This is a genomic window from Mitsuaria sp. WAJ17, from assembly GCF_014174515.1.
Lineage (GTDB): Bacteria > Pseudomonadota > Gammaproteobacteria > Burkholderiales > Burkholderiaceae_C > Roseateles_B.
On sequence record NZ_JACJUG010000046.1, the window covers coordinates 1 to 21,315 of the forward strand.

The 21,315-nt window shown below is 69.5% G+C and carries 20 protein-coding genes; 17 read left to right on the forward strand and 3 right to left on the reverse strand.

Translation table 11 applies throughout. The annotated features are described in order from the left end of the window. Positions 1–374: 374 nt before the first annotated feature. The 6 genes from H5407_RS22220 (at position 375) to H5407_RS22245 (ending at position 7,274) form a co-directional block, all read left to right on the forward strand. Positions 375–983, forward strand: a complete 609-nt coding sequence (locus tag H5407_RS22220; protein WP_183106686.1) for a YqiA/YcfP family alpha/beta fold hydrolase — start codon at positions 375–377, stop codon at positions 981–983. After that, positions 980–1,732, forward strand: coding sequence for a 3-oxoacyl-ACP reductase FabG (fabG, locus tag H5407_RS22225; protein WP_183106687.1), 753 nt, complete (start codon positions 980–982; stop codon positions 1,730–1,732). The genes H5407_RS22220 and fabG overlap by 4 nt, the downstream gene beginning before the upstream one ends. Positions 1,733–1,738: 6 nt before the next feature. After that, entirely contained in the window at positions 1,739–2,254 is a 516-nt protein-coding gene (locus tag H5407_RS22230; RefSeq protein WP_183106688.1) for a DUF523 domain-containing protein, read from the forward strand. A gap of 242 nt (positions 2,255–2,496) precedes the next feature. After that, positions 2,497–5,109 (forward strand): TonB-dependent receptor, encoded by a 2,613-nt coding sequence (locus H5407_RS22235; RefSeq protein ID WP_310737692.1) that lies wholly within the window; start codon positions 2,497–2,499, stop codon positions 5,107–5,109. Positions 5,110–5,264: 155 nt separating this feature from the next. After that, entirely contained in the window at positions 5,265–6,617 is a 1,353-nt protein-coding gene (gene gluP / locus H5407_RS22240) for a glucose/galactose MFS transporter (RefSeq protein WP_220800750.1), read from the forward strand. Positions 6,618–6,716: 99 nt separating this feature from the next. Continuing rightward, complete coding sequence (locus H5407_RS22245) at positions 6,717–7,274, forward strand: cytochrome b (RefSeq protein WP_183106689.1); 558 nt, start codon at positions 6,717–6,719, stop codon at positions 7,272–7,274. Between the two features lie 17 nt (positions 7,275–7,291). Here H5407_RS22245 and H5407_RS22250 read toward each other — a convergent pair whose 3' ends face one another. From H5407_RS22250 to H5407_RS22260, 3 genes are read right to left on the reverse strand one after another with little or no spacing between them, the layout of a single operon-like run. After that, on the reverse strand, positions 7,292–8,830 hold the full coding sequence (locus H5407_RS22250; RefSeq protein ID WP_255501397.1) for an ATP-binding protein: 1,539 nt from the start codon (positions 8,828–8,830) through the stop codon (positions 7,292–7,294). Beyond that, on the reverse strand, positions 8,820–9,536 hold the full coding sequence (locus tag H5407_RS22255; RefSeq protein WP_183106690.1) for a response regulator: 717 nt from the start codon (positions 9,534–9,536) through the stop codon (positions 8,820–8,822). Before H5407_RS22255 ends, H5407_RS22250 begins: the two co-directional genes overlap by 11 nt. Then, positions 9,533–10,825: an ABC transporter substrate-binding protein gene (locus H5407_RS22260; RefSeq protein ID WP_183106691.1), complete on the reverse strand. Its 1,293-nt coding sequence runs from the start codon at positions 10,823–10,825 to the stop codon at positions 9,533–9,535. The genes H5407_RS22255 and H5407_RS22260 overlap by 4 nt, the downstream gene beginning before the upstream one ends. 543 nt (positions 10,826–11,368) lie before the next feature. Between H5407_RS22260 and H5407_RS22265 the strand changes: the two genes are divergently transcribed. The 11 genes from H5407_RS22265 to H5407_RS22315 all read left to right on the forward strand — a co-directional run. Next, on the forward strand, positions 11,369–13,414 hold the full coding sequence (locus tag H5407_RS22265) for a ribonuclease catalytic domain-containing protein (protein ID WP_183106692.1): 2,046 nt from the start codon (positions 11,369–11,371) through the stop codon (positions 13,412–13,414). A 19-nt stretch (positions 13,415–13,433) separates the two neighbouring features. After that, entirely contained in the window at positions 13,434–14,294 is an 861-nt protein-coding gene (locus H5407_RS22270) for an energy transducer TonB (RefSeq protein ID WP_183106693.1), read from the forward strand. Continuing rightward, entirely contained in the window at positions 14,291–15,142 is an 852-nt protein-coding gene (gene aroE, locus H5407_RS22275) for a shikimate dehydrogenase (protein WP_183106694.1), read from the forward strand. The genes H5407_RS22270 and aroE overlap by 4 nt, the downstream gene beginning before the upstream one ends. A 3-nt stretch (positions 15,143–15,145) precedes the next feature. Next, on the forward strand, positions 15,146–15,916 hold the full coding sequence (locus H5407_RS22280; protein WP_183106695.1) for a transglycosylase domain-containing protein: 771 nt from the start codon (positions 15,146–15,148) through the stop codon (positions 15,914–15,916). A 27-nt stretch (positions 15,917–15,943) separates the two neighbouring features. Further along, positions 15,944–16,579 carry a hypothetical protein gene (locus tag H5407_RS22285; protein ID WP_183106696.1) on the forward strand — a complete coding sequence of 212 codons (636 nt, stop codon included), beginning with the start codon at positions 15,944–15,946 and terminating at the stop codon, positions 16,577–16,579. Then, positions 16,576–17,148, forward strand: a complete 573-nt coding sequence (locus H5407_RS22290) for a TlpA disulfide reductase family protein (RefSeq protein WP_183106697.1) — start codon at positions 16,576–16,578, stop codon at positions 17,146–17,148. Before H5407_RS22285 ends, H5407_RS22290 begins: the two co-directional genes overlap by 4 nt. A gap of 210 nt (positions 17,149–17,358) precedes the next feature. Beyond that, positions 17,359–17,805, forward strand: coding sequence for a type II 3-dehydroquinate dehydratase (gene aroQ, locus H5407_RS22295; RefSeq protein WP_404935654.1), 447 nt, complete (start codon positions 17,359–17,361; stop codon positions 17,803–17,805). Between the two features lie 70 nt (positions 17,806–17,875). After that, complete coding sequence (gene accB, locus H5407_RS22300) at positions 17,876–18,337, forward strand: acetyl-CoA carboxylase biotin carboxyl carrier protein (protein WP_183106698.1); 462 nt, start codon at positions 17,876–17,878, stop codon at positions 18,335–18,337. A gap of 132 nt (positions 18,338–18,469) precedes the next feature. Continuing rightward, positions 18,470–19,819, forward strand: a complete 1,350-nt coding sequence (gene accC / locus H5407_RS22305; RefSeq protein ID WP_183106699.1) for an acetyl-CoA carboxylase biotin carboxylase subunit — start codon at positions 18,470–18,472, stop codon at positions 19,817–19,819. A 150-nt stretch (positions 19,820–19,969) separates the two neighbouring features. Beyond that, on the forward strand, positions 19,970–20,866 hold the full coding sequence (gene prmA / locus H5407_RS22310) for a 50S ribosomal protein L11 methyltransferase (RefSeq protein ID WP_183106705.1): 897 nt from the start codon (positions 19,970–19,972) through the stop codon (positions 20,864–20,866). 130 nt (positions 20,867–20,996) lie between these two features. Then, positions 20,997–21,315 (forward strand): zinc-ribbon domain-containing protein (locus H5407_RS22315; RefSeq protein WP_183106700.1); only part of this gene is annotated, 319 nt, incomplete at its 3' end.

Sequence of the window (21,315 nt, forward strand, 5' to 3'; positions counted from 1 at the left end):
CGGCGGCGGGCGCGGCGGCGGCGCTGGCCGGGGCGGCGGGGGGCGTGGCGCCATTGCCTTGTGCAAGAGCCGCCTGGCCGGCGAAGGCCAGGGCGGCCACGGCCAGCAGGTTCAACCGGTGAGTCGGCACGCGGGAAGGATTCTGGGTCATGGATTCCACTTTCATTGGGCGGGCCGGCCTCCAGCGGCTGCACTCCTGCAGCGCCGCCCTGGCCGACGACAAGCCGCACATTGTCGAGAGCGGCCATGCGGCGTCAATGCAGACCCACCCCACTCGCACCTGCCAAACCGTGCTTCATCGCACACCTCCCAGACGCCACCGGTGACGCACAGCCGACAGTCACCGCCGCGCCCGGGCGCTAGACTGCGCCGCCATGAACGCTCCCGCGCCCCGCTGCACCCATCTGCTCTACCTGCACGGCTTCCGCTCCTCGCCGCGCTCGGCCAAGGCCCAGCGCATGGCCCGCTGGGTGGGCGAGCATCGCCCGGACCTCGTCTGGCAGGCTCCGCAGCTGCCGCCCTCGCCGCGCGAGGCCGTCGCGCTGATCCATGAGCTGACCCGTGCCTGGCCGCGAGGCAGCATGGCCGTGATGGGCAGCTCCCTGGGCGGCTTCTACGCCAGTTGGATGCAGCAGCACACGGGCTGCCGCGCCGTGCTGCTCAACCCGGCGGTGGACCCCGCTCGGGACCTGGCGCGCTACATCGGCGAGCACAGCTGCTGGCAGGACCCGCAGGAGCGCTTCTTCTTCCGGCCCGAATTCGTGGACGAGCTGCGCGCCATCGCGCAAGACCTGCCCCCGGGTGCCATCGCGCTCCCGCATCGGCTGTTGGCCGTGATCGCCAAGGGCGACGAGCTGCTGGACTGGCGCGAGATGCACGCCCGCTACGCCGGCAGCCGCATCAAGCTGCTGGAAGGCAGCGACCACGGACTCACCGATTTCGACGACTACCTCTCTGAACTGACGGAGTTTTTGCAGCTATGAATCCCGCGCGCCGCCTGGAAGGCAAGGTCTCCATCATCACGGGCGCCGCCCAGGGCATCGGCCTGGCCACGGCGCTGAAGTTCGCGCAGGAGGGCGCGGTGGTCGTCGTCTGCGACCTGCGCCAGGATGCCGTCGATGCCGCCGTGGCCCAGTGCCAGGCCACGGGCGCCCAGGCCCTGGGCTTCGCGCTGTCGGTCACCGACCGCGCGCAGGTCGATGCGATGGCGGCCGAGGTCAAGGCCCGCTTCGGCCGCATCGACGTGCTGGTCAACAACGCCGGCATCACGCAGGACGCCCGTCTGCAGAAGATGAGCCTGCAGCAGTTCGATGCCGTCATCGACGTCAACCTTCGCGGCGTCTTCCACTGCGCGCAGGCCGTGGCCGACACCATGGTGGCGCAGGGCAGCGGGGTCATCCTCAATGCCTCTTCGGTGGTGGGCATCTATGGCAACTTCGGCCAGACCAACTATGCCGCCGCCAAGTTCGGCGTGATCGGCTTCACCAAGACCTGGAGCCGTGAGCTGGGCCCCAAGGGTGTGCGCGTCAATGCAGTCGCGCCGGGCTTCATCGAGACGCCCATCCTCTGCACCATCCCCGACAAGCTGCTGGGCCAGATGCAGGAGGAGGTGCCCCTGCGCCGCCTGGGCAGCCCGGCGGAGGTGGCCAATGTCTACGCCTTCCTGGCCAGCGACGAGGCCAGCTACGTCAATGGCGCCGTGCTGGAAGTCTCCGGCGGGCTGACGGTCTGAAGCCCCATGGCTGACAGTACGGGCCGCCCGCAGATCCTGGTCAGCGCCTGCCTGCTGGGCGCGCCGGTGCGCTACGACGGCCGCACGCAAGACCTGCGCTCGCCCCTGCTGGAAGAGTGGCAGGCCGCCGGCCTGGTGCTGCCCCTGTGCCCCGAGCTGGCGGGGGGCCTGCCGGTGCCGCGTCCGCCGGCGGAGATCGAAGCGGGTGCCCAGGGCTGGCAGGTCTGGCTGGGCGAGGCACGCATCCGCGATGCCGAAGGCGGCGATCCCACCGACGCATTCAAGGCCGGCGCCGTCGCCGCGCTGGCCCTGGTGCAACGCCATGGCCTGCGCATCGCGGTGCTCAAGGAAGGCAGCCCTTCCTGCGGCAGCGAGCGCATTGCGTCCGGCCATTTCGATGGTGTCAAGCGCGCAGGCGCAGGCCTGACGGCCGCCCTGTTGCGCCAGCACGGCGTGCAGGTCTTCAGCGAGCACACCCTCGAAGCCGCCGAAACAGCACTGCGCCGGCTGGCCCGCGGCTGAACGAGCCCCCTGGCGTGCAGGCCGCGTGACGCGCGGCATCTCCCATTCCGCCTTGGCCGTCCTGCGGGTCATCCCGGAGCCCAAGCTGACATTGCCTCGGACGAATGTAAGACCGATGCAATGTAGTCCAACAAAGCGCAACGCCCTGCCGTGACGGCCCGGTGTGCGCCCTACATTGCGCTGGCACCTCGGTGGCCCGGCCGGCATCCAGAGGCGTACCCCGACAAGAACAGGAGACCCCCGTGCCGCATTCCCGCCATCCTCACCCTTCCCGCCGCCTGCTGCCCAGCCTGGTGACCCTGGCCCTGGCCTCCCTGGCCGCCGCCCCTGCAACGGCCGCCGACGACCCTCCCGCCCCCAGCGCCAACACCCTCGAACAGGTCGAGGTGCGCGGCGTGCGAGCCACGCTCAAGCGCAACCTGGCCGAGAAGCGCGAGGCCCAGAACATCGTCGATACCATCAGTGCCGAGGACGTGGGCAAGTTCCCCGACAAGAACGTCGCCGACTCGCTTCAGCGCGTGCCCGGCATCTCGGTGGACCGCATCTGGGGCGAAGGCAAGGCGATCTTCGTGCGCGGCACGGACAAGAACCTCAACATGACCCAGCTCAACGGGCAGGCCGTGGCCTCCTCGGAGTGGTGGCTCAACGAGGCGCAGACGCGCAGCTTCAACTACGACGTGCTGCCTTCCGAGATCGTGGGCAGCCTGGAGGTCTACAAGAGCCCCTCGGCCGACCTGGACGAAGGCAGCATCGGCGGCCTGGTGATCGTCAGGACGCGCCGCCCCCTGGACTTCAAGGACGCGCTGACCCTGCAGGCCTCGGCCGAGGCGCTCTACGGCAAGCTGCCGGGCAAGACCGATCCGCAGCTCAACGGCCTGCTGAACTGGAAGTCCGCCGACAAGACCGTGGGCGTGCTGCTGGCGCTGAGCAGACAAAAGCGCACCATGCGCCGCGACGGCCTGGAGATGTTCCCGGACGGCTCCTACGACATCAAGGACCAGCACGGCGCCGTGACCCGCGCCTATGCGGCCTGGGGGGGAGGCTCGGCCATCTTCCGCCAGGAGCGCGAACGCACCACCGCCAACCTGGCCGTGCAGCTGCAGCCCGATGCCCGGACCGACCTTGTCCTGAACCTCATGGATTCGGACATGAAGATGAACAACAGCAACCAGAACTACCTATGGCAGGTGGGTGGCCTGGCGGACAAGGGCGTGATCTCGGTCACCGACCCGCGCTTCATCAGCGTGGGCGACGGCGGCAAGGCCCTGGTGGGCGGCACCGTGGGGCCCAGGACCGGCGTGTCCTTCGAGCCCATCTACCGCGAGTCCTATGTGAGGTCCCGCCTGGCGGACTTGGACGGCAGCTACCAGGGCAGCGGCTGGAAGCTGCACGGCCAGCTTGGTGCCACCTCCAGCGAAGGCGGCAGCTCGCACGACCGCCACTTCTGGATGGAAGGAGACACCCGCGCGCAGATCAGCCTGGGCCCCGACCACTACGGCGTGAAGTACCTGGACATCAACCCCCTGGACCCCAAGGCCTTGACGCTGCAGGCCGGCGACGACCGCATCCGCCGCATGCAAAGCCGCGAGCACTACGGCCAGGCCGACCTCAGCTGGGACCTGGGCGAGAACTTCTTCAACACGCTGAAGGTGGGCCTCAAGCTGCGCGACGCCACCCTGCGCAACAAGCGCACGCAAGGCGAGGCCAAGCCGGGCGCCGAGGGCTGGCAGTCCTTCTCCCTGGCCGATCTATCGACGGGCCCCTCGCCGCGGCTGAGCCAGGCGGCCGCCACCGCCGATGCCCTGACCCAGTACGCCTGGTTTGACGACGCCCTGGTCGCCGGCAAGGGCATTCCCATGTACGACAAGGCCATGGTCTACCGCGAACTGCTCAACGAGCACTACACCATCAAGGAGCGCATCACGGCCGGCTATGCCAAGGTCGATTTCGCCAGCGGCCGCTGGCATGGCGACCTCGGCCTGCGCCTGGTGCGCACCCAGCAGACCTCCGAGGGCCACCAGGCCAATGCCGACAAGACCTTCACGCCCCTGAGCCAGACCCACCGCTACCACGACGCCCTCCCTAGCCTCAACGTGATCTACGACTGGAGCAAGGAGGTCATCGTCCGCGGAGCGGTGGCCAAGGCCATGGCGCGCCAGACCTTTGACCTGCTGAGCCCCGGCCTGCGCCGCGATGGCACGGTGCTGAGCCGCGCCTACGCCGGCAACCCGCTGCTCAAGCCCGTCCATGCCAATCAGGCGGAGATCGGCGCCGAGTGGTACTACGCCGACGCCTCTCTGCTGGCCGCCACGCTGTTCGTGAAGAAGCTCGACACCTTCACCTACAAGGCTTCGAAGCAGGAGCTGGTGGGCGGCGAGACGCTCAACGTCGAGCGCCCCTACAACGCCGACAACGGCGCCGACATCAAGGGTTTCGAGCTTCAGTGGCAGCAGCCCTTCGGCCACAGCGGCTTCGGCACCGTCGTGAACTACACCTTCACCGATGCCGTGGCCGGCGCCGTGGCGGGCCAGCCGCGCCTGAAGGTGCTGGGCAACTCGCGCGATCAGCTCAACCTCAGCGGCTACTACGAGCGCAACGGACTGACACTGCGCCTGTCCTACAACTACCGCTCCAAGTCCTATGGCGACGTGCAGATGGGCGGGCAGGTCGTCAACAGCGCCTACGGCCAGTGGGATGCCTCCGCCAGCTACGACCTCACGCCGAAGTTGACGGTCTATGCCAGCGCGGTGAATCTCAACAACGAGATCATCCGCAGCAACACCGCGGATGGTCTGCCCATCGGCGCCTACGAAAACGGCGCCCGCTACAGCGTCGGCCTGCGCGCGAAATTCTGAGCGCCCCGCGCGCCCCTCTCGGCTGACGAGCCCCCCCACCGCCCGCCTGCGCTCCCTGCGCACGGCGGCGGGCGGCCGCTCCCTGCCCGCCCCCGGCCTGCTCCGCCCCTGGCCCGGCTGCGGCGCGGTGCCCGCAACACCTGAGCACCTCCACCATGCACGCCAAGACCTCCACCGCCCCGCACCCCATCGCCCTTGCACAGGGCCCCTCGGTCCTGCTGGCCATGGGCTTCATCGCGCTGATGTTCTTCATCCTGGGCTTCGTCACCTGGCTCAACGGTTCGCTGATCCCCTTCCTGAAGCTGGTCTGCCAACTGAGCAACTTCCAGGCCCTGTGGGTGACCTTCGCCTTCTACATCGCCTACACCGTGATGGCACTGCCCGCGGCCCTGCTGCTGCAGCGCACCGGCTACAAGCGGGGCATGACCCTCAGTCTGGGCGTGATGGCCGCGGGATCGGGGCTCTTCATCCCCGCGGCACAGGGCGCGCAGTACGGGCTCTTCCTGCTGGCGCTCTTCACCCTGGCCGCGGGCATGACGCTGATGCAGACGGCCATCAACCCCTACATCGTCTGCATCGGCCCGCGCGAGAGCGCGGCCATGCGCATCAGCATCATGGGCCTGTTCAACAAGGGGGCAGGCATCGTCGTGCCCCTGGTGTTCTCAGCCCTGATCCTGGGCGGCATCGGCCCATATGCCCACACCGAGCTGGCCCGAATGGACCCCGGGGCCCAGGCGCTGCTGCGGGTCGAGCTGGCCTCGCGCCTCATCTATCCCTACGCGGTGATGGCCGCGGCGCTGCTGCTCTTCATGGGGATCGTGCACCTGGCACCCGTGCCCGAGCCCACCCTGGAGCAGGGCGCTACCGCAGGCCGCTCAGAGCCCCGCGCCCTGGGCGTGCTGCGCTTCCCGCAGGCCGTGCTGGGCGCCCTGAGCCTGTTCGGCTACGTGGGCGTGGAAGTGATCGCGGGCGACACCATCGGCCTCTTCGGCCAGCAGCTGGGCCTGCCTCATTACGCCGTGCTGACCTCCTACACCATGGGCTTCATGGTGCTGGGCTATCTCCTGGGCGTGCTGATGATCCCGCGCCTGCTGAGCCAGTCGCAGGCCCTTGCGATCTCGGCGGCGCTGGGCCTGCTGTGCGTCGTCGGCGTGGCCAGCAGCTCCACCACCGCGACGGGCTGGAGCACCCTGCTGCTGAGCTGGGCGGGCGTGCCCGCCGTGCCCGATGCCGTGCTGTGCCTGGCCCTGCTGGGCCTGGCCAATGCCCTGGTGTGGCCGGCCATCTGGCCGCTCGCGCTGGAGGGGCTGGGCTGCTACACCGCGGCCGGATCGGCCCTGCTGATCATGGGCATCGCCGGGGGGGCCCTGCTGCCCATGCTGTACGGCCGGCTCAGCGACAGCATGGGCGGCCAGGGGGCCTACTGGATGATGCTGCCCTGCTATGCGCTGATCCTCTTCTATGCCGGCCTGGGCCACCGCCTGCGGCACTGGCCGGGGCAGCGCTGAGCCCAGTGCGCGCACATCCGATGCGCTGCGCGCACAGGCATCCACTGCAGGCCGCGCAGCCTGGCTAGACTCCCGCGCCACCACCACCGGAGCCACGCCATGGCCGACCTCGACAAGCTGCCCCCCTCCAGCCGCCTGCTGCACTGGCTCGTCGCCGCCCTGATGCTGGGACTGGCCGGCATGGGCCTGTACATGAGCCGCACTGAGGCCTGGGCGCTGTATCCCTGGCACAAGTCGCTGGGCGTGATCGCCCTGCTCTTCATCGCGCTGCGCCTGGGCCAGCGCTTGCGCCTGGGCCTGCCCGATCCGGTGCAGGCCACCTCTCCCGCCCTGCATTTGGCGGCCCGTTGGGCCCATGGTGCCCTGCTGGCCCTGACCCTGCTGATGCCGTTGAGCGGCATGCTGTTCTCCGGCGCCAGCGGCCATGGCTTCGGTGTCTTCGGCCTGACCCTGGTGCCGCACCAGGACGATCCCGCCAAGCCCGGCGAGGTGCTGCCCTACAACGCCACGCTGGCCGATCTGGGCCATCAGGCGCATCACTGGCTGGGCTACCTGCTGCTGCTGCTCGTGGCGCTGCATGTGCTGGCAGCGCTGAAGCACCACGTCATCGATCGCGACCGCACCCTGCTGCGCATGCTGGGCCGCAAAGACGGCTGAGCCCTGCAGGCGGGCGTTCAGCCCGGGCACGGCAGGCTCAGCCGCACCTCCAGGCCGCCCTCGGAATGGTTGCGGAACTGCAGGTGGCCGCCATGGTCGGCGACGATGTCCCGCACGATGGACAGGCCCAGGCCCAGCCCCTCCTCGCGCGCCTGTCGGCCATGCGCCAGGCGGGTGTAGGGCTGGCCCAGTTGATGCAGGGCCTGCTCCGGTACGCCGGGGCCGTGGTCGCGCACGGTCAGCAAGACCTGACCCTCTGGGCCAGCCTCCATGCGCAGCTCCACCGCCATGCCGCCGCCCGCGCTGCCGGCTCCGCCACCGTAGAACACCGCGTTGTCCAGCAGATTGCCCAGGGCGCGCTTGAGCGCCAGGGGCTTGCCGAAGACGGTCAGCGGCCGTTCGTCCAGCTCAATGCGCTGCCCGGCCATGCGGGCATCGCGCACCATCTTCTGCAGCACGAGGTCGATGCGCACGGGCACGCGGTTCTCATGAATGTCGGTGTCCTTGACGATCTGCAGCGCCGTCTTGACCATCAGGTCCAGCTCGTCGAGGTCCTCGTGAAATTCGTCCTGCACGGCCTCGTCGTCCAGCAGCTCGCTGCGCAGACGCAGCCGGGTGATGGGCGTGCGCAGGTCGTGAGAGATGGAGGCGAAGAGCCGCTCGCGATCACTTAGGTAGCGGCGGATGCGCTCCTGCATCTCGTTGAAGGCCTGGATGGCCTGGCGCACCTCTGCCGTGCCGCTGACGCGCAGCGGCCGCGGGCTGGAGCGGTGGCCGACCCGCGCCGCCGCCCGGCTCAGTCCGCGCAGCGGCCGCGTCAGCGCCCGCGAGGCGACCAGGCTCAGCAGCAGGGCCAGGGCCAGGGTCAATCCTTGCGGGGCCATGCGCTGCCAGGTGAAGAACTCCAGTTGCTCCAGCAGAAAGGGGTCCGGCAGGGTGCTGCTGAGGTACAGCCATTGCCCCGGCTCGGTCTCCAGCTGGATCACGAGGAAGGGCGCGGGCCGATCGGCCGCCAGCAAGGAGGGATCGACCCAGCTCTCCGGCAGGTCCGACAACAGCCCGCCCGCCGGCCCCACCCGCAGGCCCAGGGGCGAGGCCAGCGTCACCCGCAGCGGTGCCTCGCGGCCCAGGCGAGCCTGCAGCTCCTGCTGCAGCAAGGCCTCCAGCTCACGGGCCACCGGTGGCCCGGGCAAGGGCTGGACCTCCACCGCCGCCGTGTTGATGAAGACCAGAAAGCGTGTGCCGCCCATGGTGCGCAGCTGCTCGATCAGCAGCGGACGATAGGCCGCCGGCAGCTCGCGCAGGCCGCGCACGGCGCCCTGCGCGCTGCTGGACAGGTGATGGGCCGCCAGCTCGACCTGGCGCCGCGTACGCTGCTCCAGCTGGTGGTACCACAGCAGGTTGACCAGCAGCTGGACCAAGGCCAACCCGCCCAGCATGGCCAACACGAAGCGACCCTGCAGGCTGTCCAGGAAGAAGGCCAGCGCGCGCTGGATGCCGGCCTGCGGTGTCCAGCGGCGCCCCCCCATGCCGGCGATGCCGGCCTCAGGCCGCATCGTTCACCTGGACGGTACTGGCGAAGACATAGCCCGAGCCCCGCACGGTCTTGATCAGTGCGGGCTGCTTGCCGTCGTCGCGCAGGCGCTGGCGCAGGCGGCTGATCTGCACGTCCAGCGAGCGGTCCAGCGGCCCCAGGTCCCGACCCCGCGTCACCTCGGCCAGTCGGCTGCGGTCCAGCACCTGGCCGGGATGCTCCACCAGGAGCTTCAGCAGCTGGAAGTCCATGCCGGACAGGGGCGAGGCCTGCCCGTCGGGGTCAAGCAGGCTGCGCTCCAGCACGTCCAGCGTGAAGCCGTTGAAGCGGAAGAAGCGCGCCGGCTGGCTGCGCTCCTGGCCGGAGCGGCGGTGGATGGCCTTGATGCGGGCCAGCAGCTCGCGTGGGTTGAAGGGCTTGCCCAGGTAGTCGTCGGCACCCAGCTCCAGGCCCACGATGCGGTCCGTCTCCTCGGCGCTGGCCGTCAGCATGATCACTGGCACGTCGGAGCGGCGGCGGACCGCCTGACACAGGGCAAAGCCCTCGGTGTCCGGCAGCATGACGTCCAGGATGCACAGGCTGATCTGATCGCGATGGCGCTCGTACTCCGCCATGAAGCTGGCGCCGTCATGGGCCAGCAGCACCTCATACTGGTTCTTCTCGAGGTAGGTCTTGAGCAGGGTGCGGATCTTCTGGTCGTCATCGACGATCAGGATGGTGCGGTTCATGGCGCGGCGGATCGGGCTGGCTTGGAAGGCAGGGCGCGCAGCAGGCCCAGCAGCCTGCGCTGCGCGGCCGCCGGCGTCTGGGCGGGGTCCAGCGCAAAGCGATGGACGGTTTCGATCAGGGCGTTCTTGCCCACCTCGCCAAAGGCCATGCGATGTACCAGGCTGGGCACGCGCGGCGTGGCGGGGTTGGCAAAAAGGCGGTAGGACTGCTGGGCACAGGGATCGAGCTCGTCCACGGGCACATCCTTGCGCACGGGCACCGAGCCCTTGATGCGGTTGTAGCCCAGCTGCACCGTGGCGCTGGCCAGCAGCTCGGCCATCTTCTCCTGCTCGGGCTGGGCACTGCGGTCGCCGGCCAGCATGGCCAGGGTGTCGATGCTGAACAGATGCGCCGCTGCAGTGCCGGGCACGGCGCGGCAGTCGAAGTCACGACCGCCCTCCAGGCCCAGGGCCCCCAGCTCGCCGCGCGCCCAGTCGCCGGTGATCAGCAGGGCCGCGCGGCCGGCGGCGAAATCGGCCACCAGCTCGGTCCAGGGGCGCTCGGCCGCCCCCCCGGCGGCGCCGCCCGCCGGCAGCGACAGGCTGCGCCATTGCCGCAGGCGCCGGAAGGCACGCTCCAGCGCCGGGTCCTCGAAAGCCTGCCACTCCTGCGCCACCATCATGCGCCGGTAGAGCTGCGGGCCGGCCTCGCCCAGCAGCAGGGCCTCGAACACCGTGGCCACCTGCCAGGGCTCGTCGCTGAAGGCCACCGGCGTGACACCGGCAGAGCGCAGGCGCGCTGCAGCCCGGGTCAGACCTGCCCAGTCGGTGGGCGGCTCGATGCCATGCTGGCGAAAGACCGCCAGGTTCAGGTAGAGGTTGTTGATGCGATGGATGCCCAGCGGCGCGGCGACGATGTGCTCGCGCACGCTCAACTGGCTCAGCACCTGGGGAAAGAGCGTGCGGGCCCAGCCCTTGCGCTGGGCAACGGCATCCAGTTCCAGCAGCAGGCCCATGTCGGCCCATTCGTTCATGGACTGGCCGTTGAGCTGAGCCACCTTGGGCGCCATGCGCCGCAGGATGCGCTCGTTGAGCACCTTGACGGCCGGCCCGCCGCCGCCGCCGGCCACGGCGCTGTCCACCCAGCGCAGGCCCTGCTCGGCCAGGCGCGCCGCCACGTGGTTGGCGGCGGCACGCTCGCTGGTGGAAGTCCACCAGTGCAGCACGGTCAGCTCGCCCGGCGCCTCGGCCACCGCCGCGGAAGCGGGCACCGGCGCAGCCAGCACCGGCAGCGCCGACCACAAGCTCATTGGCAAAGCAGCCGCCCACAACATGCGCCGCATCTTGCCGGCGCTCCGGTCGGGCCCGGCTGACGTTTTGTTGGACTTTCGTGAGCTTCTGTAAGACACGGACCTCCCCATCGCGGACGTTTTCACGATTCTCCAGGTCGCGGGCGGCAGCCTGGATTGGGAGTTTCGCGGCCACCGGCCGAAGGCCGGCCTGGCAGGCGCCCGCTTGTTCGCACAGCGGGCAGCAAACTCGTAATGAAGCGTAAGGCCTGTGCCGCTTGGGCCGCGCCCGACCCGCTGCGGCGGCCACGGGCAGGCGCCGACTGCCATGTCCATGGGCCAGGCTGACGGCCATGGGCGCCCATGCCCTCAGGCCCGGAACCGGGTGCCCAGCGAGCCCTGGGCATCGAGCCCGGCGCCCGCGCCAGTGGTTCAGCCCTCGCTCCGGCGGGCTGCCACCGACCCATGCCCGGCGGTCCGCGGCCCCCTTCGCCAAAGCGGCGTGCGAGGGCGGTGTTCGGCTCGCGACCGGGGCCTCCGCACTTGGGCGACAATGCGCACCCTATGTTTGCCCTGTTCGATGACGCCGGGAAGTTCCTCGCCGGCCGTGTGATGTCCGAAGCGGAAAGTTCGATGCAGATCGAGCTGGACTCGGGCAAGCGCGTCAAAGTGAAGGCAGCCAATGTGCTGCTCAAGTTCGACAAGCCGGCCCCCGCCGAGCTGATGGCCGAGGGCTTGGCCCTGGGCCAGCAGATCGACCTGGACCTCGCCTGGGAGTTCGCCCCCGAGGCCGAGTTCGGCTTTGCCGACCTGGCGCGGGACTATTTCGATGCCAAGGCTGGCGTGATCCAGCAGGCCGCTGCCCTCTTCAGGCTCTACGAGGCGCCGCACTACTTCCGCCGCATGGGCAAGGGCCTGTTCAAGAAGGCCCCCGAGGAGCAGGTGAAGGCCGCCCTGCTGGGCATCGAGCGCAAGCGCCAGCAGGCCCTGCAGATCGAGGCCTGGGCCGAGGAGCTGATCGCCGGTCAGTGCCCGGCCGGCATCCGCGAGCAGATCTACAAGATTCTCTTCAAGCCCGACAAGAACGGCCCCGAGTACAAGGCCGTGGTCGAGGCCGCCAAGCGCTCTCAGCAGGCCCCGCTGGACCTGCTCAAGGGCGCCGGCGCCATCAGCAGTCCCTACCAGTTCCACTGGAAGCGCTTCCTCTTCGAGAATTTCCCCAAGGGCACCGGCTTCCCCGCGCTCACCGCGCCTTCGATCACCGACGAGCTGCCCCTGGCGCCCGTGCAGGCATTCTCCATCGACGACTCGGCCACCACCGAGATCGATGACGCCCTCTCCGTGCAGGGCCTGGGCAGCGGCACCATCATCTTCGGCATCCACATCGCCGCGCCGGGCCTGGCCATCCAGCCGGACTCGCCGGTGGACAAGGTCGCCCGCGACCGCTTCTCCACCGTCTACATGCCCGGCTGGAAGCTGACCATGCTGCCGGACGAGGTGGTGCAGCACTACACGCTGGCCGAGGGGCGCGACTGCCCGGCGGTCTCGCTGTACGTCACGATGGACGAGGCCACGCTGGAGATCCGCAGCCGCGAGACCAAGCTCGAGCGCGTGCCCATCGCCGCCAACCTGCGCCATGACAAGCTGGACAGCACCGTCACCGAGGCCTCGCTGAGTGGCGAGGCGCCGGCCGACTACGCCTTCGCCTCGGAGCTGCGCTTCTGCTTCCGCCTCGCAAAGCACCTGAAGGCGCAGCGCGAGGTCGTGCGGGGCAAGCCCGAGACTTTCAACCGCCCCGACTACACCTTCCGCCTGGACAGCAACGGCGAGCGCGAGCCCGAGGGCCACGAGACCGTCAGCATCGGCACGCGCCAGCGGGGTGCGCCCCTGGATTTGATCGTGGCCGAAGCCATGATCCTGGCCAACAGCAGCTGGGGCGGCTGGCTCAACGAACTGGGCCTGCCGGGCATCTACCGCAGCCAGGCCAGCCTGGCGCCGGGGGTCAAGGTGCGCATGGGCACCAAGGCTCTGCCGCACGCCGGCATGGGCGTGGCGCAGTACACCTGGGCCACCTCGCCCTTGCGCCGCTACACCGATCTGGTCAACCAGTGGCAGATCATCGCCTGCGCCCGCCACGGCCGCACCGCGGCCCTGGTCGCGCCTTTCAAACCCAAGGATGCGCAGCTCTTCTCCATCATCTCGGGCTTCGACGCCGCCTACACGGCCTACAACGGCTTCCAGTCAGGCATCGAGCGCTACTGGACCCTGCGCTACCTGCAGCAGAACGCTATCCACGAACTCACCGCCTCGGTGATGAAGGACGGTCTGGTTCGGGCCGACATCCTCCCCCTGGTCTTCAAAGCCCTGGGCTGCGAAGGCCTGGCCCGCGGCAGCCATGTGCGGGTGCGCATCACCGGCATCGACGAGATGACGCTGGACGTGCACGCCTCCTTGGTCGAGCGCCTGGACGAAGCGCAGGCACCGGATGACGCCGAGACCGTGGACGAGGACGAGGACGCCGCCAGCAGCGGCCCGCTGACCCTGGCCATCGACCTCAACGACGCCGAGGGCGCTGCGGACGGAGCCCCTGGCGCGCCGACCGCCGCCTGAGCCCACGCACGCCCTCGCCATGCTGCCGCGCAAGATCCAGCCACTTCACCTCGCCCTGATCGTCTCCCTGGGCCTGCACCTGATGCTGCTGGCCCTGCGCATTGCCGATCCCGAGCGTTTCCAGCGCCTGTTCCAGGACACGCCGCTGGAAGTGGTGCTGGTCAATGCCCGCAGCAAGGACGCCCCGGCCGAGGCCAAAGCCCTGGCCCAGGCCAACCTGGCGGGCGGCGGCGAATCGGCCCGGCAGAAGCGCGCCACCTCGCCGCTGGCGCCGTCGCCACGCATGGAGCTGGGTGACAACACCGAGACCCAGCGCGCCCAGATTGCCAAGCTGCAGGAAGTGCAGCAACAGTTGCTGGCCCAGGTGCGCCGCGAGCTGGCCCTGCTGCCGCCGCCCGACCCGCGCCGCGAGCGAGGCTCCCCCGAGGCCCGCGAGCAGGCCGAGAAGCGCCGCCAGCTGGTGCAGCTGATGGCTGAGATCGAGAAGCGCGTCAACGACGAGAACGCCCGCCCCCGCAAGCGCTACGTGAGCCCCGCCACGCGCGAGGTGGTCTACGCCCAGTACTACGACACCCTGCGCCGGCGCATCGAGGAACGCGGCACCCGCGACTTCCCCACCTACCGCGGCCGCAAGCTCTATGGCGAGCTCATCATGAACATCCACGTGGACTACAAGGGCCGCCTGGTGGACACCGAGATCATCCAGAGCTCCGGCAACAACCAGTTGGACAAGCGCGCCGTGGCCATCGTGCGCGCCTGCCAGCCCTTTGGTGACTTCAATATCGAGATGCGCAAGAGCGCCGAGGTGCTGGTCATCACCACCCGCTTCAAGTTCACCCGCGAGGATGGGCTGGAGGCCACCGTGACGGAGCAGCTATGAGCGCCGGCCCCGCCCGCTACGCCGTCGCCGGCAACCCGGTGGCGCACAGCCAGTCGCCCTTCATCCACGCCCAGTTCGCGGCGCAGACGGGCCAGGACCTGGTCTACGAACGCCTGCTGTGCCCCCTGGACGCCTTCCTGCCCGCGGTGCAGGCCTACGCCGCCAGCGGCGCGAAGGGCTGCAACGTGACCGTGCCCTTCAAGTTCGAGGCCTTCGCCGCAGCCGGGCGCCGCAGCCCGCGGGCCGAGCTGGCCGGCGCGGTCAACACCCTGCGCTTCGACGGGCGGGGCTGGTGGGGCGACAACACCGATGGCCTGGGCCTGGTGCGCGACATCCAGGCCAACGCCGACCAGCCCCTGGCCGGCCTGCGCGTGCTGCTGCTGGGCGCAGGCGGGGCCTCGGCCGGCGTGCTGGGCAGCCTGATCGCCGCGCGCCCCGCCGAGCTGACCCTGGCCAACCGCAGTGCCGACAAGGCCCTGGCCCTGGTGCTGAGCCATGCCCGCTGGGCCCAGGAGCATGGCGTGCGCCTGCAGGCCAGCACCCTGGAGGACCTGCCCGAGGACCGTTTCGACGTGCTGATCAACGGCACCAGCGCCAGCCTCTCAGGCGCCGCCGTGCCAGTGCGGGGCCAGGTCTTGCGCGCCGGCGGCCTGGGCGTGGACATGATGTACGGCCCACAGGCCCAGGGCTTCCTGGACTGGGTGGCCGCCCAGGGCGCCCAGCCGCGGGACGGCCTTGGGATGCTGGTCGAGCAGGCCGCCGAGGCTTTCCAGCTTTGGCGCGGCGTGCGCCCTGACACCGCCCCTGTGCTGGCCGAGCTGCGCGCCCGGCTGTCAACCAAGGGCTGAACCATGCTGCGCCGCTTGCCCCTGCGTCTGCTGGCCCTGCTGGCCCTGGGCCTCCTGGCTCTGCAGCTCTACTTCCTCGCCCGCGTCGCGCTGATGAACGGAGTGGACCCGCAGTCCACCAGCTTCCAGCGCTCCGAGATCTGGCGCCTGGCCTCCGAGAAGCACGAGGTGGCCTGGAGCCAGGACTGGGTGCCCGACGCCCGCCTGTCCAATGCCCTCAAGCGGGCCGTGATCGCCAGCGAGGACGCCAGCTTCTCCGAGCACGGCGGCGTCGATTGGGAGGCCCTGGAAAAGGCCTGGGACAAGAACCAGCGCGAGCAGGCCCGGGCCGACAAGCGCGCCCGGGCCGCCTCCAAGGCGCCGCCTCGCGACGGCGAGAAGCCGATGCCGGCCAAGGCGCAGGCCAAGGTCATCGGCGGCTCCACCATTACCCAGCAACTGGCCAAGAACCTCTTCCTCAGCGGCGAGCGCCACCTGCTGCGCAAGGGCCAGGAATTCATCCTGACCTTCATGCTGGAAGCCCTGCTGTCCAAGCAGCGCATCCTGGAGATCTACCTCAACAACGTCGAATGGGGCGAAGGGGTCTTTGGCGCCCAGGCCGCGGCACGGCATTATTTCCGTGTCGATGCTGCCCAGCTCGCCCCCTGGCAGGCCGCCCGATTGGCGGTGATGCTGCCGGCGCCCAAGCGTTTCGAGAAGCGCCCCGGCTCGGCCTATGTGGTGGGGCGCGCCAGCACCATCGAGGCCCGCATGGGCGCCGTCGCCCTGCCCTGACTTCCACGGACTCCTCCTGCCTCCACCATGGCCACAGCCAGCCCGCTCACCGCCGAGATCGCCGCCGTCGCCGCCCGCATGGTGGTGGAGGAAGGCCTGGAATACGGACCGGCCAAGCGCCGCGCCCACAAGCAGATGGGCCTGCCCCGCAATGCCCCACTGCCCAGCAACGAGGAGCTGGAGGACGAGGTCCGCGACTACCTGGCCCTCTTCTGCGCCGACACCCAGCCCGCCGAGCTGCGCGCCCTGCGTGAGCTCGCCGCCTTGTGGATGGAGCGCCTGGCCGAGTTCCGGCCGCATCTCTGCGGCGCCGTCTGGCGCGGCACGGCCACGCGCCTGTCCAATATCCACCTGCAGCTCTTCTGCGACGACAGCAAGTCCGCCGAGATCGCCCTGATCAACGCCGGCGTTGACTATGAGGTCGGCGAAGCGCAGGGCCCGCGCGGCCCGGCGGACCTGCTGACGGTGGCGGATCGCTGCAAGCCGCTCAACGAGTGGGTGACCATCGCCCTGAGCATCCTCGACAAGGACGACCTGCGCGGCGCGCTGAAGGCCGACAGCCGCGGCCGCACCGAGCGCGGCGACCTGGCCGCCCTGCGCAGGCTGCTACAGGAAGAGACCACACCTTTGCCGCCCCCGCCGGCCGACGGAGCCACGCCATGAACCGCCGTCACGCCCTGTTCGGCACCGTGGGGCTGGCCGGCGCCGGGCTTGGCGCCTGGTTGGCACAGCGCCGCCACCCGGCCCCGGCGGTCGAGGCGCCAGCGCGTCCGGCCTCCGCGGCGGACGCCTTCTGGCTGTCCCGCTTCGAGACCCTGGAAGGCGGCGAGCTCGCCGCCCGCAGCCTGCGCGGCAAACCCCTGCTGCTGAACTTCTGGGCCACCTGGTGCGCGCCCTGCGTGCGTGAGCTGCCCGAGATCGAGCAATTCCTGAAGTCCCGGCCGGGCTGGCAGGGCCTGGGCCTGGCCATCGACCGCAAGGAAGCGGTGCAGGCATTTCTGGGCCGCTTGCCGCTGAGCCTGCCCCTGGCCCTGGGCGGCGTGCAGGGCCTGGAGCTGGGTCGCCAGTTGGGCAACAGCCAGGGCGGACTGCCCTTCAGCGTGGTCTTCGACGCTGGCGGACAGCTCTTCTGGCGCCGCCTGGGCGCCCTGCAGAGCGGCGAGCTGGAGGCTGTGGCCCAGGCCCTGGCCAGCGGGCGGCCCGCCCCCGAGGCAGGGAAAACCGGGGCCTGAGCACGCGGCACCTCGCGCCAGAATGCCGGGCCCGCCAGCCCGTTTCGCCGTCAAGCCCCAAATCCCGTGCTTTCTTGGGCAAGCTCAAGAAGTGCGCCAGGTCAAGCCATTTATTTTTGGCTAGATGCTGGGATCTGGATCTAAAAAGGCTAAAGTTCAGCCTTTCACGCTTCTAGTGTCAACGCTCTAAACCGCCGCGGCACGTCGCTGATGCAGATTCTTGTGATTCACGGCCCCAACCTCAACCTCCTTGGCAGCAGGGAGCCTGGGGTGTATGGCGCAACGACTTTGGCGCAGATCGATGCAGATCTGCAGCAATTCGCCGCCAATGCAGGAGCCACACTCGAAAGCTTCCAGAGCAACCACGAAGGTGCCCTGGTGGACCGCATTCAGGCGGCGGGCCGTGACGGCACACGCTTCATCATCATCAACCCGGCAGCGTACACGCACACCAGCGTGGCCATCCGGGATGCCCTGGCGGCGGTGGCCCTGCCTTTTGTCGAGGTCCACCTCTCCAATATCCACAAGCGCGAAACCTTCCGCCACCACAGCTATGTGTCGGAGCTCGCGCTGGGCGTCATCTGCGGCCTGGGTCCCCAGGGTTACCGCTACGCCCTGATGCACGCCCTGGAGCACGTCCGGGCCGCGGGCGGCTGAAGCGAGGGCGCGGCCACTGCGGTGACCGCGGCATTGGCAGCACTACAAATCTTTCCGTTGGAGAAGCCTCATGGATCTGCGCAAGCTCAAGACCCTGATCGACCTCGTGTCCGAGTCGAACATTTCTGAACTTGAAATCACCGAAGCCGATGGCAAGGTGCGCATCGTCAAGTCCGACGGCACGGTGGCCGTGCCCCTGGCCCAGGCCATGCCGGTGATGGCTGCCCCGGTGGCCGCTGCCCAGGCCGCCGCGCCAGCAGGCGCCGCCCCCGCCCCGGCCGCCGCCCCCGTCGAGACCGGCCATGTGGTGAAGTCGCCCATGGTGGGCACCTTCTACCGCGCGTCCGGCCCCAACGCCAAGCCCTTCGTGGAAGTGGGTCAGCAGGTCAAGGAAGGCCAGGCCATCTGCATCATCGAAGCCATGAAGATCATGAACGAGATCGATGCCGACAAGTCCGGCACCGTGACCAAGATCCTGGTGGAAAACGGCCAGCCGGTGGAATTCGGCCAGCCGCTGTTCATCATCGAGTGAACACGCCCCACCCCCTACCGGCTGCGCCGGCCCCCTCAAGGGGGCGCGATCGACGGCCCGGCGAAGCCGGATCCGCGACCGCTGCTGGATGGGCCCTTGGCCGCATTGCGCCCAGAGTGCTGAGCAACTGCCATGTTTAAGAAAATCCTGATTGCCAATCGAGGGGAAATCGCCCTTCGAATCCAGCGCGCCTGCCGCGAGCTGGGCGTGAAGTCGGTTGTCGTCTATTCCGAGGCCGACCGTGACGCCAAGTACGTCAAGCTGGCCGACGAGGCCGTGTGCATCGGCCCGGCACCGTCCGCCCAGAGCTACCTGAGCATGCCGGCCATCATCGCCACCGCCGAGGTGACCGATGCCGAGGCCATCCACCCGGGCTACGGCTTCCTCTCGGAGAACGCCGACTTCGCCGAGCGCGTGGAGCGCAGCGGCTTCACCTTTATCGGCCCGACCCCGGACAACATCCGCATGATGGGCGACAAGGTCTCCGCCAAGCAGGCCATGCGCGCGGCCGGCGTACCCTGCGTGCCCGGCTCCGAAGGCGCCCTGCCGGACGACCCCAAGGAGATCGTCAAGATCGCCCGCGCTGTGGGCTACCCGGTGATCATCAAGGCGGCAGGCGGCGGCGGTGGCCGCGGCATGCGCGTGGTGCACACCGAGGCCGCCCTGGTCAATGCCGTTCAGATGACCAAGGCCGAGGCCGCTGCGGCCTTCGGCAATCCCGAGGTCTACATGGAGAAGTTCCTGGAGAACCCGCGCCATGTGGAGATTCAGGTGCTGGCCGACGGCCACAAAAACGCCGTCTGGCTGGGCGAGCGCGACTGCTCCATGCAGCGCCGCCATCAGAAGATCATCGAGGAAGCGCCGGCCCCCGGCATCCCCCGCCGCACCATCGAGAAGATCGGCGACCGCTGCGCCACCGCCTGCAAGAAGATGGGCTACCGTGGGGCGGGCACCTTCGAGTTCCTCTATGAGAACGGCGAGTTCTACTTCATCGAGATGAACACCCGCGTGCAGGTGGAGCATCCGGTGACGGAGATGGTGACGGGCGTGGACATCGTCGCGATGCAGATCCGCATCGCCGCCGGCGAGAAGCTGCCCTTCACCCAGCGCAACATCGAGATGCGCGGCCACGCCATCGAGTGCCGCATCAACGCCGAGGACCCGGTGAAGTTCGTGCCCTCGCCCGGCCGCATCACCATGTGGCACCCGCCCGGCGGCCCCGGCGTGCGCGTGGACTCCCATGCCTACACAAACTACTTCGTGCCGCCCAACTACGACTCCATGATCGGCAAGATCATCGTGCATGGCGACACCCGCGAGCAGGCCCTGGCCCGCATGCGCATCGCCCTGTCGGAGACGGTGGTGGAGGGCATCCAGACCAACATCCCGCTGCACCGCGAGCTGATGGCCGATGCCAAGTTCATCGAAGGCGGCACGTCCATCCATTACCTGGAAGGCTGGATGAACCAGCACAAGCGCTGATCAAGCGCTGATCGCGAGCGACGTCCTATCATGCGCGTCTGACGCATACGCACCCGCCACAGCCCTGGCGCGGCCCATGCCGCCCAGGGCTTGTGCTTTTGATGTGCATTTGAAGGTTTCCCCATGAGCAACACCCCCAGCACCCCCGACCTGCACGAGCTCGTGCTCATCTGCCGCGAGGACGACGTCGAGACCGTCAGCGACGCGCTGATGGAAGTGGAGTCGCTCGCCGTGTCCGTGGAAGACGCCGACGCCGACACCGCCTCCGAGAAAGCCCTGTTCGGAGAGCCCGGCATGCCCGCCCCCAAGCCGGGCTGGGAGCGCTCGGTCGTGAAGGCCCTGTTCGCCAGCGAGGCCGAGGCCACCGAGGCTGCCACGCTGCTGCTGGCCCAGGACTGGGCCCGGGACGTGCACGTGCAGACCATCCAGGCTGTCGAGGAGCAGGACTGGGTGCGCCTGACGCAGTCGCAGTTCGCGCCGGTGGAGATCACACCTGAGTTCTGGATCGTGCCTTCCTGGCACGAGGCGCCGGCCCAGGCCACGCGCGTCATGCGCCTGGACCCCGGCCTGGCCTTCGGCACCGGCACGCACCCCACCACGCGCATGTGCCTGCGCTGGATTGCCCACCATGGCGCCGAGGCCGCCGGCTGGGACCGCGTGCTCGACTATGGCTGCGGCTCGGGCATTCTGGCCATCGGGGCCGCGCTGCATGGTGCGAAGAACATCGACGCCGTGGACATCGACCCGGCCGCCATCATCTCGTCCCAGGCCAATGCCGAGGCCAACCAGGTGACGCTGCGCGCCGCGCTGCCGGACGCCGCGCAGGGCGAGTACCCGCTGGTGCTGGCCAACATCCTGGCCACGCCGCTGAAGCTGCTGGCGCCGCTGCTGTGCGCCCATGTGCGCGCCGGCGGCCACCTTGTGCTGGCGGGCATCCTGGAGCGTCAAGCCCAGGAGCTGAAGGACACCTACGCGCCCTGGCTGGCCCTGGAGGTCAGCGACAGCGAAGAAGGCTGGATCCTGATGACCGCGCAACGCGCCGCCTGAGCCTCGTCACCCAGGCCAGGCAAGGCCTGACCCCCTCGCCGGCACGCGCTCGCCGGAGCGCCTCGATACTGATGTTTCTAGGGGTGAGCGCGCGCTGTGCGGCCGGGCCTTCATGGCATCATGCTGCCCCATGAGTCTTGCTACCCGCTGCACCGCCTGCGGCACCATCTTCCGCGTGGTGCAGGACCAGTTGCGCGTGTCCGAGGGCTGGGTGCGCTGCGGCCGCTGCGCCGAGGTCTTCGATGCCCGTGAACAGCTCTTCGACCTGGACCGTGAAGCGCCGCCACCCTGGCCGCCAGCCGGCCGGGAGCATGTGATCGACAGCCCAGCCGAGGAGGCCTTTGCGCCCGCGCAGCCGCCGGCCCCTGCGTCGCGGGTGACGGCAACCGCACTGCCGCCAGCCCCCTCCCCGGCACCGCCTCCGCCCGCCACGCCCAGCCGGCCCCTGG